Annotated in this window: 15 protein-coding genes, 1 tRNA gene and 1 other RNA gene; 2 read left to right on the top strand and 15 right to left on the bottom strand. The window is 69.3% G+C overall.

Annotated features, from left to right (window positions below; translation table 11 throughout):
* Window positions 1–136: 136 nt before the first annotated feature.
* On the bottom strand, window positions 137–2,518 hold the full coding sequence (locus IM697_RS02220) for a DNA polymerase III subunit gamma and tau (protein ID WP_194044181.1): 2,382 nt from the start codon (window positions 2,516–2,518) through the stop codon (window positions 137–139).
* Window positions 2,519–2,606: 88 nt separating this feature from the next.
* Window positions 2,607–2,705: signal recognition particle sRNA small type (gene ffs / locus IM697_RS02215), an RNA gene on the bottom strand.
* Between the two features lie 72 nt (window positions 2,706–2,777).
* Here ffs and IM697_RS02210 point away from each other — a divergent pair.
* A tRNA-Ser gene (locus IM697_RS02210) sits at window positions 2,778–2,865 on the top strand.
* A gap of 79 nt (window positions 2,866–2,944) precedes the next feature.
* On the opposite strand, the gene IM697_RS02205 is transcribed toward IM697_RS02210, so the two are convergent.
* From IM697_RS02205 to IM697_RS02145, 13 genes are all read right to left on the bottom strand, one after another.
* Complete coding sequence (locus tag IM697_RS02205; RefSeq protein ID WP_194044180.1) at window positions 2,945–4,213, bottom strand: tyrosine-type recombinase/integrase; 1,269 nt, start codon at window positions 4,211–4,213, stop codon at window positions 2,945–2,947.
* Window positions 4,214–4,223: 10 nt separating this feature from the next.
* Window positions 4,224–4,457 (bottom strand): excisionase family DNA-binding protein, encoded by a 234-nt coding sequence (locus tag IM697_RS02200; protein WP_194044179.1) that lies wholly within the window; start codon window positions 4,455–4,457, stop codon window positions 4,224–4,226.
* Complete coding sequence (locus tag IM697_RS02195; protein WP_194044178.1) at window positions 4,450–5,757, bottom strand: replication initiator; 1,308 nt, start codon at window positions 5,755–5,757, stop codon at window positions 4,450–4,452. Before IM697_RS02195 ends, IM697_RS02200 begins: the two co-directional genes overlap by 8 nt.
* 131 nt (window positions 5,758–5,888) lie before the next feature.
* On the bottom strand, window positions 5,889–6,152 hold the full coding sequence (locus tag IM697_RS02190) for a SpdD protein (protein ID WP_194044177.1): 264 nt from the start codon (window positions 6,150–6,152) through the stop codon (window positions 5,889–5,891).
* A gap of 14 nt (window positions 6,153–6,166) precedes the next feature.
* Complete coding sequence (locus IM697_RS02185; protein WP_093904337.1) at window positions 6,167–6,361, bottom strand: hypothetical protein; 195 nt, start codon at window positions 6,359–6,361, stop codon at window positions 6,167–6,169.
* 17 nt (window positions 6,362–6,378) lie between these two features.
* Complete coding sequence (locus tag IM697_RS02180; protein WP_194044176.1) at window positions 6,379–6,570, bottom strand: mobile element transfer protein; 192 nt, start codon at window positions 6,568–6,570, stop codon at window positions 6,379–6,381.
* Entirely contained in the window at window positions 6,570–6,761 is a 192-nt protein-coding gene (locus IM697_RS02175) for an RING finger protein (protein ID WP_194044175.1), read from the bottom strand. The genes IM697_RS02180 and IM697_RS02175 overlap by 1 nt, the downstream gene beginning before the upstream one ends.
* 19 nt (window positions 6,762–6,780) lie before the next feature.
* Window positions 6,781–7,437: a DUF2637 domain-containing protein gene (locus IM697_RS02170; protein WP_194044174.1), complete on the bottom strand. Its 657-nt coding sequence runs from the start codon at window positions 7,435–7,437 to the stop codon at window positions 6,781–6,783.
* 83 nt (window positions 7,438–7,520) lie between these two features.
* The gene (locus IM697_RS02165; protein ID WP_194044173.1) at window positions 7,521–8,894 is read right to left on the bottom strand and encodes an FtsK/SpoIIIE domain-containing protein; all 1,374 of its coding nucleotides are present in this window, start codon (window positions 8,892–8,894) and stop codon (window positions 7,521–7,523) included.
* Between the two features lie 5 nt (window positions 8,895–8,899).
* Entirely contained in the window at window positions 8,900–9,250 is a 351-nt protein-coding gene (locus IM697_RS02160; RefSeq protein WP_194044171.1) for an SCO3933 family regulatory protein, read from the bottom strand.
* A 127-nt stretch (window positions 9,251–9,377) separates the two neighbouring features.
* Window positions 9,378–10,106, bottom strand: coding sequence for a GntR family transcriptional regulator (locus tag IM697_RS02155; RefSeq protein ID WP_194044169.1), 729 nt, complete (start codon window positions 10,104–10,106; stop codon window positions 9,378–9,380).
* A gap of 84 nt (window positions 10,107–10,190) precedes the next feature.
* Complete coding sequence (locus tag IM697_RS02150) at window positions 10,191–10,628, bottom strand: ATP-binding protein (protein WP_194044167.1); 438 nt, start codon at window positions 10,626–10,628, stop codon at window positions 10,191–10,193.
* A 277-nt stretch (window positions 10,629–10,905) separates the two neighbouring features.
* Window positions 10,906–11,646, bottom strand: coding sequence for a GntR family transcriptional regulator (locus IM697_RS02145; RefSeq protein ID WP_194044165.1), 741 nt, complete (start codon window positions 11,644–11,646; stop codon window positions 10,906–10,908).
* 80 nt (window positions 11,647–11,726) lie between these two features.
* On the opposite strand from IM697_RS02145, the gene IM697_RS02140 reads away from it, so the two are divergent.
* Entirely contained in the window at window positions 11,727–12,824 is a 1,098-nt protein-coding gene (locus IM697_RS02140; protein WP_194044163.1) for a DUF1152 domain-containing protein, read from the top strand.
* The last annotated feature ends 262 nt before the right edge of the window (window positions 12,825–13,086 follow it).

Below are 13,086 nucleotides of genomic sequence, written 5' to 3'. Positions count from 1 at the left end.
GAAGGGGCCGCCGGGCGGGCCTGGACGTTCCTCCAAAGCCGGCCGGCGAGGACCCGAGGGGCCGGGGTTGCCTGCGTCGGCGTTGGCCGGTTCCCGCCGGTTGTTCAGCCCACGCTACGCACGCTCACCGACTGCCTCACTCATTCATGAACTCCTCCACCACAGTCGCCCCCAACTCCCGCACGATCAGGTCGTGGCCCGAGAGCGCCGACTCGTTGAGGTCCGGGTCGTCGTCCTCGGGGATGTCGTCCTCGAGGGCGACCGGGGCGGGTGGCTCCGGGGCGGAGGCCGTGGACGGCGGGGAGGCCGGGGTGGGGGCGGCGGAGGGCGCTGCCGGGGCCGACGGTGCTGCTGGAGGAGGTGGGGTGGGCGTGGAGGACGGCGACTGGGGAGAGGACGGGCGCTGGGCGGTCGTACCGCCGCCGTAGCCGCTGTTGCCGCCACCGCCTCCGCCACCGCCGAAGCCGGAGGAGCCGCCGCTCGGCGGGGGAGCCGAGCCGCCGCCCGACGGGTCGATGATCGCCTCGATCTTCCACTGGACGTTGAACTGCTCGGCCAGCGCCTGCCGCAGCACGTCCTCGCTGCCGCTGCTCGCGAAGTTGTCGCGCGCTCCGGCGTTGACGAAGCCGAGCTGGAGGGTGGTGCCGTCGAAGCCGGCCACCTGGGCGTTCTGGCTGAGCAGGATCCAGGTGAAGCGACGGCGATTCTTGACCGCCTCCAGGATGTTCGGCCAGAGCATGCGGGGGTCGAGGCCGCCGCTCGGGGGGGCGTAGGTGGGGGCGGCGCCGGTGTTGGGGGCCGGGGTGGGGGTGGGTGCGGCGGGCTGCGATGTGGGTGCTGGTGCGGAAGCGGGGGTGCCGCTGGGCCCGGAGGAGGGCTGAGCACCGCCGCCCGCCGGGGCCGCGGTGGGCCAGCCACCGGGGCGTCGGCCGCCTCCTGCGGGGGTGGCGGTGGGCCAGGCGCCGGGGGACTGGGGGGTCGATGCGGCCGGGGAGGGCGCGGGGGCGGGGGGAGACTGGGGTGCTTGGGGTACTCGGGGTGTTTGCGGTTGCTGCGGTTGCTGCGGCTCTTGGGACTGCTGGGACTGTTGGGACTGCTGTGGTGCCCCACCCGCGGCCGGAACCGCACCCGCCGCCGTACTGGCCGCACCGGTAGTGCCCCCCGCCGGCGGACCCGAGGTCCGTACGGCGGCCCGCGCCGCAGCAGGCCCACCGCCCGGCGGAACCGGCGCGGCGGCCGCTCCCCCCTGGACGTCGGGACCCGGCGGATACCCATGCCCCTCGGGCCCGGGCACGTACCCCATGGCAGGCATGGCAGGCGCAGCGGGCGCGCCACCGCCCCCACCGCCCCCGGAGAAGCTGACGCCCCGCTCCAGCCGGTCGAGCCGGGCCATGACCGAGCGCTCGTCTCCGTAGGTGGCCGGCAGGAGCACGCGTGCGCAGATCAGCTCGAGCTGAAGGCGGGGCGAGGTGGCCCCGCGCATCTCGGTCAGGCCCTCGTTGACGAGGTCGGCGGCGCGGCTGAGTTCGGCGGCGCCGAAGGTGCCAGCCTGGGCCTGCATGCGCTCGAGGACATCGGCGGGGGCGTCGATGAGCCCCTTCTCGGTGGCATCCGGCACGGCGGCGAGGATGACGAGATCACGCAGCCGCTCAAGGAGATCGGCGACGAAGCGGCGCGGATCGTTGCCGCCCTCGATGACACGGTCGACGACCTCGAAGGCGGCGGCCCCGTCACCGGTGGCGAAGGCTTCGACGACGGAGTCGAGCAGCGATCCGTCGGTGTAGCCGAGGAGGGAGGTGGCCATGGCATACGTCACACCCTCCTCTCCGGCCCCCGCGAGGAGCTGGTCCATGACGGACATGGAGTCACGCACGGATCCGGCGCCGGCGCGCACTACGAGCGGCAGGACGCCGTCCTCGACGGGGATGTTCTCGCGCCCGCACACCTCGCCGAGGTAGTCCCGCAGGGTGCCGGGCGGCACGAGCCGGAAGGGGTAGTGATGGGTCCGCGACCGAATCGTCCCGATGACCTTCTCGGGCTCGGTGGTGGCGAAGATGAACTTCAGATGCTCGGGTGGCTCCTCGACGACCTTCAGTAGCGCGTTGAAGCCGGCCGACGTGACCATGTGGGCCTCGTCGATGATGTAGATCTTGTACCGGCTGCCGGCGGGCCCGAAGAAGGCCTTTTCGCGCAGCTCACGGGCGTCGTCCACACCACCGTGCGAGGCGGCGTCGATCTCGATGACGTCGATGGAACCCGGCCCGTTCCGGGCGAGGTCCTGGCAGGACTGGCACTCGCCGCACGGGGTCGGCGTGGGACCCTGCGCACAGTTCAGACACCGAGCGAGGATCCGCGCGCTGGTCGTCTTGCCGCATCCGCGCGGACCGCTGAACAGGTACGCGTGATTGACCCGGTTGTTCCGCAGCGCCTGCTGCAACGGGTCAGTGACATGTTCCTGCCCGATGACCTCGGCGAACGACTCCGGGCGATAGCGGCGGTACAGCGCGAGAGACGACACGCATACGAGGTTATAGGCGCCCACTGACAACGGACCCCGCCCCAGCCCTCACCGGCCAGCCAGCCGCCGGCGCCAGCCCTCACCCCGGAACGCAAGCGCCCCCCACGCACCCGCCAGAGCCAACCTACCCTTGCTGCCTTCCGGCCCTGGGGGAGTTCAGTCAGATAGCGCCGCGTGAGGGGCTCCGCAAAGAGTACCCGACGTCAGCGGGTGGGTACGAGTTCGCGAGCACTCCTCTCGGTCATGTAATGTTTCCGGCGGAGGATTCGCCTAGAGGCCTAGGGCGCACGCTTGGAAAGCGTGTTGGGGGCAACCCCTCACGAGTTCGAATCTCGTATCCTCCGCCAGTGCCTCACCGGGCACGATGTCGAAGGGCCCCACCGTTCGCGGTGGGGCCCTTCGACGTTCTCCGTCTCAGTTTCCGTCTCAGTTGGACTTTCCGTCGGCTTCGAAAGCTCCGCCGGTTCCGGGCGGCACCCAGAGAGCGTCTCCGACTTGCTGGGCGACCTTGCGGAGCATGGTCCCGGTCACGTGCATGTACCGGGCCCGCATCCGAGCCGCTCCCCCGGGCTCCCAACCCATGATCGAGTCGATCACGACGTCAGGGACTCCGAGGATCAGGAGTACGGTCGCGGCGGTGTGGCGAGCGTCATGGAGACGGCCGTCTCGTACGCCCGCGTCCCGCAGCAGCCGCTTCCAGACGTGGAAGTCGGTGTTCGGGCTCAGCGGCCCACCGACCGGCGAGGCGAAGACATACCCCTTGCCCTCCCAGTCGGCACCGGCCGCGATCCGTTCCCGTTCCTGCGTTTCCTGGTGCTGGCGGAGAATCTTGATCAGCGGATCGGGCAGGCCGATGGTTCGGCGGCCCGCGCGGGACTTGGTGGACTTGTGCTCGCGGCGGGTCTGCTGACGCTTCGGGCAGTAGCCCGCCTTACGCCCGCAGGGTTCGCCGTCGCAGCCGTGGGCGTACTTGGGCCGGAGCCGGTTCTTGCGGATGCGGGCGTATCCGGCGTCGAGGTCGACGTCTTCCCAGTGCAGGCCCAGCGCCTCCCCCTGGCGGAGGCCGAGCGCCAGGGCGACGACCCAGCGCGCGCTGTTGCGGAGCTTGGCCGCCTCGACGAGGAGGCTCTGTACCTCCTCGATCGTGAACGGCTCGATGTCCTCCTCTTCCAGGCGGGGAGCCTTGGCGATCTCGGCCGCGTTGGTGGCCACGTGCCCACGTCGGACGGCTTCACCGAGGGCGACCCGGATCGTCCGGTGGGCGTGGTGGGCGGTGCCGGCGGAGCTCCCGGACGCCTGCATCTTCCGGTAGAAGCGTTCGAGGTGCTCGGGCTCCAGGCGGTCGAGCTTGTGGGCGCCCAGGCCGGGGACCAGGTGGACGCGAACGTCAACCTCGTAGCCGTCGTACGTGTTCTCAGAGACGTACGGCTTGGCGATGTTCTCGACCCAGTGCTCAAGCCAGGCTTGCAGCGTCCAGCTCTGCCCCGGCTTCCTGAGCTTCTTGTCATCCCGTGCCCGCTCCATCTCGCGGACTGCCTTGGTGACCTCTGCCTTGGTCTTGCGCTCGACGTGGCGGCGGTCCGGCTTGCCGTCATCCCGGACGCCAACGGTCACTCGTCCGTGCCACTTGCCGTCCTTGCCGAAGTAGATCGACGAGGCCCCGTTCGGCTGGCGAGTGCGCTTCTTGTCTGCCATGACGTCCCCCTCAGGCCGCTTCAGCGGGTCGGTGTCGGAGCTTTGCCACGTAGGCGGGTACGGCATCAGCGGGCACTCGGCGCAGCCGCCCGACCGTGACGGACTCGATCTCTCCTGCACGTACGAGCCGGAAGCAGGTCGTACGGCCGATGCGCAGCCGTCGAGCCGTCTCTTCCACGGTCAGGAGGACCAAGGACTGATCGGCAACGTCCTGCACAGTCGCTGTGGCTCGTGGCTCAGCCATGTGTGGGCTCTCCTTCCGTTCCGGGGGCGGGTTCGAGTGAGGCCGCGAGCCAGGTCTCGGCGTTGCTGAGGCCGGTTCCGGCGAACACCCAGTGGGCGAGGACGAGCGTGGTTTCGCCGTCCTGCGGGGCGGTCGGGGGCGTGGCCTGGGCTCGGCGCCAGTCGGCACGGGCGTCACGAAGGGCGCCGAGCGTGGTGGAGTAGCGGCGGGACTTGGTGGAGAAGTGGCCGCGGAAGCCGAGCATGTGGGCCCAGGCCCGGAGGCGGAGTTCTGCCAGCTCGGGGCGTGCGCCAAGGGTCCACGCGGTGCGGATCATCCGCTGGGCGTGGTCGGTGATCCCGGCTTGGGCCAGCTCGGCGAGGAAGCGGATGGGCCGGTCCAGGGTGCCGGTCGCCGTCTCAGCGCCCTTGGTGGCGTACTTAGCGATGTACGCCGCTACTGCTCGCTCGGTCAGCTCCTGGTCGCCGTCGAAGTCGGCGGAGCGGATCGGGCGAACGTCGAGTTGGCGGCCGAAGGCGAAGCTGTGTGTCCGGCCATCGACTTCCGGTCCCCCGATGCGTGCTGCGGTGGCGGCGGCCCGGATGGCGTCGGTGAGCAGCTCGGCCTTAGCCCAAGCCGGAGGGGAGGTGTCGCCTCCCTCAGGGCCGTCGAGGCGGATGACGGCGTGGAAGTGGACGGCTCCGCGCTTCTGGTACTCGGCCACCTTCGCGAAGGAGATCCGCGCGTGATCGCGGAAGGCCCGTTGGGTGAGGCCGGCGCGCTTGGCGACTTCCCGGCGGAGGTAGATCGAGAAGCGCCGCCACAGGGCACCGGCATGCGCGTTCCAGAGCACGGCCGCTTCGTAGTCGTATGTGTTGGGGTTGAGGGGTGTGCCGAGGGCTGGGTCCTGCTCGTTGTGGCGGATGCCGCAGCGGCAGGCCCCGCCGCCGCTCGGGCGGTTGTGGACCGGGCCGAAGCCCGGAGCGGTGAAGGTAGCGAAGACGCGCGGGTGCGCGGCAACCCGTTCCGACGTGCCCTTGCCGCCGCGTAGCCCGGCGGTGATCAGCTGATAGGTGTCGCGACGGTAGGTCTCGGCGCAGGCGGTGCAGCGCGTGGCACGGCGGTTGTTGCAGCGGACAAGGAGGTGACCGGCGGGGAGGGTGGCGGAGTCCAGGTGGCGGAGGACGTTGCCGATCTCGCCGGTTACCTCACTTACCGCGTACTCCGTGCGGTGGCCGTCGAGGCGGATGGGGTGAGTGCAGCCGCCCAGGCCGGAGAGTTGGTGGGCCAGCTCGGGCATGGTGCCGAGGGAGGCCAGCATAGAGAGTTCCGCCAGCGGGGGCGGAGTCTGCCGGGTGATGATGGGACTTCCTTTCGGCTGTTCTGCGGTTGGGAAGGACGGCCCCGGGGCGGCGGGATGCTTGGCGGCGTTGTTGCCGCCCCGGCGGCCGGTCAGCGCCTGCTCGTGCTGCTGGCGAGGGAGCGCAGGACTACGGCGGAGATGGCCACGGACACGGCCGTGACGGCGACGGCCGCCAGCAGCGCGGTGAGCACGACGCCGACGACGACCACCGCGGCGACCGCGCCGACCCCGACACCTACGAACGGGGCGACCGGGCGGCCGGCGGGAGTAGCCGGGGCGGGTGCGTGGTCTTGCGGGATGTGCGTGGTGATGCTCGGGACGGGCGGGGTGTCGGGCAGCTTGGGGCGGAACATCGCGGGACTCCTTGTCACTTGTGGGTGCCGTTGACGACGTCGACCCCGGTGCGGGTGCCGGATTCGATGGCCGGGGCGAGGACGGTGTGCGAGAGCCAGAAGCCGAACAGCGCGATCACGACGGCGACCCAGAGGCGGACGCCGAGGAACTTGATCGCGGCCCAGGCGATGACGCCCAGGACGAAGACGAGCGGGAGCGAGACGGTCACGGGATCTCCTCTGCGGGTCAGCGGACGCGGCAGCGGTGCGTACGGGCGGCCAGCTCGGCGGCGGCCCGGCTGTCGTAGTCGGTCGAGAAGCCGCATCGCGGAGCGGTGCAGGCGGCGGTGTGCTTCTCGCGGCCCCGGCTGTCGTTGTAGGTGCCGACCTGGACGGGGCCGATGCGCACGACTCGGCGGAAGCGAGGATTGGTGGGCATCAGGGGTTCTCCTTCTCGGTCTCGCCTGTGAAGTCGGTGACGTGGTCGGCGAGCCAGCGCAAGATCTCGTCGCCCTCGTAGCTGTCGGCGGCGAGGATGACCGGCTCGGCGATCAGCACGGCTTCGGTGAGGCGGTTCTGTCGAGTCAGCTCGGCGGCCCGCTTGAGGGCGCGGAGCGTGGACGGTCGCACGGTGGAAAGTCCTCCGGGGTCAGTTGAGTTGGGTTGCGATGGCTTCGGCGAGCGGCATCGGTACGCCAAGCCGGGCGCGAAGTGTCGATGTGTCGATGGGGGTTCCGGTCCGGGCGCGGTGTTCGTCGGCGACCTTGCGGGCCAGGGCGACGAGGGCCGGCGGCACCGGGGTCGGAGGCGATGGAGCCGACTCCGTTTCGGTCGCGGGTAGTTCGACCGCAGTTGAGGGCGGTTCGGCCTCGGTGGCGATGAGTTCTGGTGCTGCTGCCGTTGAGGGCGGTTCGGGCCTTGGCTCGGGAGCCGGGTTCGGCTTCGGTGATCCGTGGGCGAGGAGGGTGCCTCCGAGGAAGGCGACGGCGGGCCAGCCTGCGACGAGGATCCGCAGCCAGGGCGGCACGTCGTGCAGGTCGAGCAGGCCGGCGGTGGCGACGTTGGCGCCGAGCGAGGCAATCAGCGCCACGAGGAACCAGCACCACCCGGCCGCCTTCGCTTCACCGGAGCGGAGCCGCCGCCAAGCCGCCACCATCAGCAGGTCGACGGAGACCGGGTAGGCCCACGCCTTCCAGCCGTGCTGTCCGGCGGCCGAGGCCAGGTCCTGCAGGTGGGCGAAGGACAGCGCGGCGGCGATCAACGCCTGGACGAGCACGGCGTCTACGCGGACGGGCAGGGCACGCACGGCGCCACTCCTTCCGGATTCAGGCATGGAGGGGGTAGGGACTTGGCGCGGGACGGCCGCGCCGACCTTGGGGGCAGGTACGGCTACTCGGTGACCGGGCGCGGGGTTGGTACGGGCCCAGCGCCCTTGACGGCCACAGGCGGGACGTACGGACGGAAGGGTGCGAGCGCCGGTACGTCGGGGGCGAGGTGAGCCGTATCGCGGCAGGTGGCCGCAGCGTCGGTGAGCGAGAGATACGGAGTGCGGATGCGCGACCAGCCGCCGGACGTATCGCCGACCACGGCCAGGCCGGGCAGCTCGGAGGCGATGGCGCAGGCCGCGATGACGGCTTCGGGGGCCATGTCGCCGAGCGCCATCTTGGCGGAGGCTTCGTCGTTGACTCGGTGACAGACACGGCCGGTGAGCTGAGCCCGGAGCATCGTGGCTCCCTTACCCAGCTCGGCGCCGAAGCGCTGGCCGCAGACCTCCAAGTAGATGCCAGCTGCCCGGCCGAGCTGAGCGAGGCGGATGAGCTGGGTGACCATCTCGTCCCGCCGCTCCTCCTCCTTCCGCGTGGCGACGAGGAAGAGTTCGGCCACCTCGTCGATGAACAGGACGAGCGGTGCGGGGCGTTCACTCTCGGGCAGGCCCCAGATGTCCGAGGCGATCAGCTCATCCGGTGTGCCGGGTGCGATGCCCTGTCGGGCCTTGATCAAGTCGTAGCGGTCCTCCATTTCCTTCACGAGGACGGGCAGCAGCTCGGCCGCCTGTGCCGGTTCGGTCGCCAGCGCGGAAAGCCGCGGAGCGAACGGCGCCAGCTCAACCCCTCGTTTGCAGTCGACCCCGACCAGCACCACCGGTTGAGAGGCCAGACCAGTGAGCAGATTGCGCAGGTACATGGACTTGCCGGACAGCGTGGCGCCGAGGACTAGTTCGTGCGGTACGGCGCGGTAGTCGCGTACGAACGCGGTCGCGTCCTCCCGCAGAGCCACCGGCACCCGGAGGGGGCCACTTTCGGTCCGGCGAGGCATCCGGACCTTCCTCAGGACATCGAAGCCGACGAGTCGCAGTTCGACGACACCAGGCTTGATGTCACGGAAGTACACGGCGTGTACGCCCCAGGCGTGCCGGAGGCGTTCGGCCGAGGCCGCCAGGTCCGCCGGCTCCTGGCCCGGGGCCAGGCGAAGCCGGAGCCGCAGGCCGGTCGAGGTGGGCCGGATCAGACCCCGCCGAGGCGGGACAGGTCGCACCTCACGACGGGTAGTCGCCCTCACGGCGAGTGCCCGCCAACGGGACGGCTCGACCGTCAGGCCGCACGCGTCCATCGTCGAGGAGTACGAGGCCAGCAGCCGGACCACCGAGACCGGCAGTCCGACCGTGGACCAGTACGCCGCCGGGTGGGCGTGTCGGGCGAAGGCCGCGCCGCCTATCGCAGCGAGTGCCCCGCCCAGCTCGGCCACCGTCACCAGGTCGGTCACGTCGATCAACCCGCCTGAGCCATCTGGAAGGCGCCCGGAGCGATGGCGGTGGCCCGGTAGGCGATGCCGTGCCGCTGCTGGCCATTGAACACGCTCTCCCACGGACGGGCGATGAGCCCCGGCAGCGAGACGGGCGCCCCGACGGTCAGGCCGTCCGTCACACCACTCTCGGGGATGGTGACCTGGATCAATGACGAGTCGCCCTCGTCGATGAAGACGACGCCGACCGTCATCAGTGCCTCACCGCTGACGGCGTCCTTGGCGATCTCACCGGTCTGCCGATCACGCACCTTCGGTGCCGGGGCTTCGGTGAGCAGGATCGTCGCGGCCGAGGTGTCGATGCGGATCACACGCACAGGGATTTCTCCTTCTTCGGAAGTCGGTCAACCTGCCACCTGACAGGTTGACTTAGCAAGTTCGAAGCTAGGGATGCCAGGTTGACTTGTCAAGTGGAGATTGAGGGGAACTGGCCCCGAACGAGGCTCAGTTCAAGCGATATGTGTCTTCAAGTTCCTGACGATCGGCAGGAAGCAACACGTCAGAGACTTGTAGCGCCTGCCCGGAGGCGTCACAGGCGATGACTAGGACACTCAGGACAGGCATGCCCTCTGACAGGTCGAGCAGCTCGGCTTCGTCGCTTTCCGGCAGTCGAGCCGAGACCCGTTCCGTGACGTGATCGAAGCGGATCTTCTTCCGGGCTTCCAGGTGCTCACGAGGGCTGCTGCTCAAAGCCTCAGGACTGTCCAACTCAGTGCCATCGACCAGGCCGGCGGGGAAGTACGACGAGACCAGCTCGACAGCTTCGCCATCCGCTTCGACGAGGAACCGGCGCACAAGTACCTTGGTCCGCTTGGGCAGCCCGAGCGCGGAAGCGACGCGGGCGGGCACCGGAACCTGGCCGACCTCGACAAGGCGTCCTGAGGTCAACGACTCATCGCGCTCCAGCGCCTCACGACCCCGACGGTCCCTCTGCTCGGCGGCGGCCGGGCGGCCACGCACGATCGTGCCGTAGCCCTGCCGGGACTCCAGCCAACCGTCACGCTTCAGCAGCTCCAGCGCCCGTACGACGGTCGGGCGGGACATCCCGAAGGCTTGCACCAGCTGGTTCTCACTGGGAACGCGGGTGCCCGGCGGATACGTGCCGTCCTCGATGCGACGCTGAATCGTCTGCGCGAGGCGAACGTACTTCGGTGCCTCCACCTCATACGCCATGAACGCCGCCTGTCGAGATTGGCCAAGTCAACTGGTCAACCAGACTAGCGACACTTCGAAGGTCAGAACAGACCGGGTTGGGCATCAAGACGGCCAGGCATCGGCCATCACAAAAGATACGACCGTACCGCCGAAGGGGCTCGGGCCGGAGTGCCACGAGTCGGCGATGGAGTCGACCAGGAGGAGACCACGGCCATGCGCGTCGTTGGCGTCCGGCCGGCGCACGCGCACACTCGCCGGGAATCCGGGATTGTGCACCTCCACGCGCAGCGAAGCTCCCTCACGGAACCACTCCACCCGCACGACCCACGGATCATCAGATCGTCCGTAGACGATGGCGTTGGTGACCAACTCGGAGATCATCAGTGCGCAGTCGTCGACCGAGCAGGCCGGGTTGTACGGGGCGATGAACTTCTGGAACCAGCGCCTGGCCCGCGGCACGGACTCCGCGATGGGATGCAAGACCATCGCTCCGAGTCGCGGTGCGTCCGGGCCCGGGTGGCGGTCGATTGTGTAGGCCATCCGTGCTCACTCCCTGCCGGTGCCGTCGCAGTCGAGGCACCGTCGCTTCGATGCGGCACGGGCACGGTCGTTGACGGTGGAGAGCGCCAGCGCTGTACGCGAGCTGACGCGTTTCCAACCACGCCCCCGGCAACCCCGGCAAGCTAAGCGCGCGTCCTGTTCCGGCCGCTGACCCGTCACGCCGTGCCCCCTTCCGATCAAGTGGCCTTAGCCACTTACTGGATAGTGGCATTAGCCACTCGCGGCGTGCAAGCGGTTCGACGGAACTCGCGAACCGTCAGGCGAGCGGGTAGCCCTGCTCGAACGCCCAGCGGTGCGGCGGGTATGTGGCTTCGGCGAACTCCAACGGCCGGTCCTGGAGGTCGAAGACGACGTGGTGGACGATCAATACAGCTGACCCACAGTCCAGTTGCAGGTCCGCCGACTCCTCGTCCGTCGCCGCGCGAGCACACATACGGTCTTCCGCGTAGCTTCCCTGGCGTCCCGTCATGTTCTCGACGTACATCAGGGTGCCTTCCTGGATCCGTTCAGGATCCAAGAGCTTGGGCGCCTTCTGGCCTACGTCCGGGGCGAACCACGAGGTGGACAGCGTGATGGGCCCGTCCTGGTTGTTGGTGATACGGCGGCGGTGCACGGCCCGCCGATCCTTGACCAGGCCCAACGCCTCGGCGACGTGGTCCGGCGCCTCCAGCCAGCCCGCAGAGGTAATAACCGCGTACTCGCCTGAGGTGTAGATCTTCCCCGTTTGCCGGGCCCGCCCATACAACTCCCGCGCGCGCCGGTTGACTTCGAGGCTCCGCACGTACGTGCCCGACCCCTGCCGCTTCTCAACCAGGCCCTGATGGCTCAGCGCCTCCAGCGAACGGGCCGCAGTAGGCCTCGACACCTTCCAGTCCGCAGCGAGTTGCCGTTCCGAAGGAACCTCGTCCCCCGGCCGCAGATCCCCCCGCAGGATCTGGTCACGGATGAAGTGCGCGATCTGGAGATACTTCGGCTGAGCCTCCTCAATCTGAGGCATGCCCCCTCCTTGTCCAAGTGGCTATGGCCTCTAGCCACTATAGGGTGGGTGGCAAATGTTCGACCCCGTACGCTGTCCGCATGACGCGGTTGATCGTCGCAGCAGGAGGAGGGGGCGACGCAGTCGCCGCCGCAATGCTTGACGCCGCCCTCTACGGCGACGATGACCAGGCGGTGATCCTCACGTACGCGTGGGACCGCTTGCTCGTCGACCCGGTCCCGGGCCCCCGAGGCGTCCACGACTTCACCGGCCTCGAACAGCTCACGCCGTCCGTCTATGCAGTGCCGGCTGAAGCCCGCCCCATCGCTCCGGCGGGATCCACACTCCCGCAACTCGCGGCAGAGCTCCCGCACACCTTCGCCCTAATCGACCCTCATCAAGGCGCCGAAGGCGTCGCGAGGCAACTCAACGAGCTTGTGGGGCACTTGGAACCCACGTCGATCGACCTCGTGGACGTCGGCGGCGACATCCTGGCTCGAGGCGACGAACCGACCCTCAAGAGCCCACTCGCCGACGCCCTCACCCTGGCCGCGTGCTGCCAGGTGAACGCACCGATCCGTCTCCTAGTCGCCGGGCCCGGCCTGGACGGCGAACTCCCGCACGAAGACCTGCGCGGCATGCTCGGCCCCCTCGTCCACACCTTCACGGCAAAGGACACGGAGTCGATCAGCTCGGTTCTGGAGTGGCATCCGTCGGAGGCAACCGGGATGCTCGCGGCGACGGCACGAGGAGCGCGAGGCACATGTGAAGTACGGGACGCGGGGCTCCCCGTACCGCTCACAGACGAAGGCCCGGCAGTCCACGAGGCCGACATGGACGAGGCATTGAGCCGTAACCGGCTGGCCCGAGCCGTCATAGCGACGCAGAACCTCGACGAGGTAGAGACGCACAGCCGTGAAATCTGCGGCTACTCGGAGATCGACTACGAACGCAACAAGGCCGCATGGCTCAACGAGCGGCCACCGCTCAAGCTGGACCCTGATGCGGTCCTGGTGCAGCTGGGCCACTTCGAGGCCGAAGCTCGAAACCGCGGAGTCACCCACACCACGTTCCGCCACATCACCGAGGCCCTGAACCTCAACGGCAAACAGCGCCAGGACCTACGCGAGCTGCTCATCCACAGCCGACCGGAGCAGTACGACGCGCCCCTGTGGCGCATCACGATTCAACCTGAGTAACAACCTTCTTCACGGGTTCAAGGCGGCTCGCTCCGCTCCCCGCGCGCGGCACGGGCGCCGGCCGGGCCTGCGCTCCTGTCTCCGCCCCGCTCCAGCCCGGCCGGCGCCCGTGCCGCGCTCGTGGCAATCAGTCGCCTGATGTCAGAGAAGGGGACGTCGTGGCTGGGGTGGTCGGCTCCACGGCTTTACGGAGCCACTTTGGCGCGAGCCTCGCAGATCATGGCCCCAACGTCGTGCTTTACCGGGCAGGTCCACAGACTGC

This window comes from Streptomyces ferrugineus, from assembly GCF_015160855.1.
Lineage (GTDB): Bacteria > Actinomycetota > Actinomycetes > Streptomycetales > Streptomycetaceae > Streptomyces > Streptomyces ferrugineus.
Note: the sequence above shows the minus strand (reverse complement) of the source record. Positions and strands in the feature narration are given on the sequence as shown.

Excerpts from the sequence above, each read along its gene's own strand:
- IM697_RS02205 (WP_194044180.1), bottom strand. The coding sequence starts at position 4,213 with ATGGCAGACAAGAAGCGCACTCGCCAGCCGAACGGGGCCTCGTCGATC.
- IM697_RS02200 (WP_194044179.1), bottom strand. The coding sequence starts at position 4,457 with ATGGCTGAGCCACGAGCCACAGCGACTGTGCAGGACGTTGCCGATCAG.
- IM697_RS02195 (WP_194044178.1), bottom strand. The coding sequence starts at position 5,757 with ATGCTGGCCTCCCTCGGCACCATGCCCGAGCTGGCCCACCAACTCTCC.
- IM697_RS02190 (WP_194044177.1), bottom strand. The coding sequence starts at position 6,152 with ATGTTCCGCCCCAAGCTGCCCGACACCCCGCCCGTCCCGAGCATCACC.
- IM697_RS02180 (WP_194044176.1), bottom strand. The coding sequence starts at position 6,570 with ATGCCCACCAATCCTCGCTTCCGCCGAGTCGTGCGCATCGGCCCCGTC.
- IM697_RS02155 (WP_194044169.1), bottom strand. The coding sequence starts at position 10,106 with ATGGCGTATGAGGTGGAGGCACCGAAGTACGTTCGCCTCGCGCAGACG.
- IM697_RS02150 (WP_194044167.1), bottom strand. The coding sequence starts at position 10,628 with ATGGCCTACACAATCGACCGCCACCCGGGCCCGGACGCACCGCGACTC.
- IM697_RS02145 (WP_194044165.1), bottom strand. The coding sequence starts at position 11,646 with ATGCCTCAGATTGAGGAGGCTCAGCCGAAGTATCTCCAGATCGCGCAC.
- IM697_RS02140 (WP_194044163.1), top strand. The coding sequence starts at position 11,727 with ATGACGCGGTTGATCGTCGCAGCAGGAGGAGGGGGCGACGCAGTCGCC.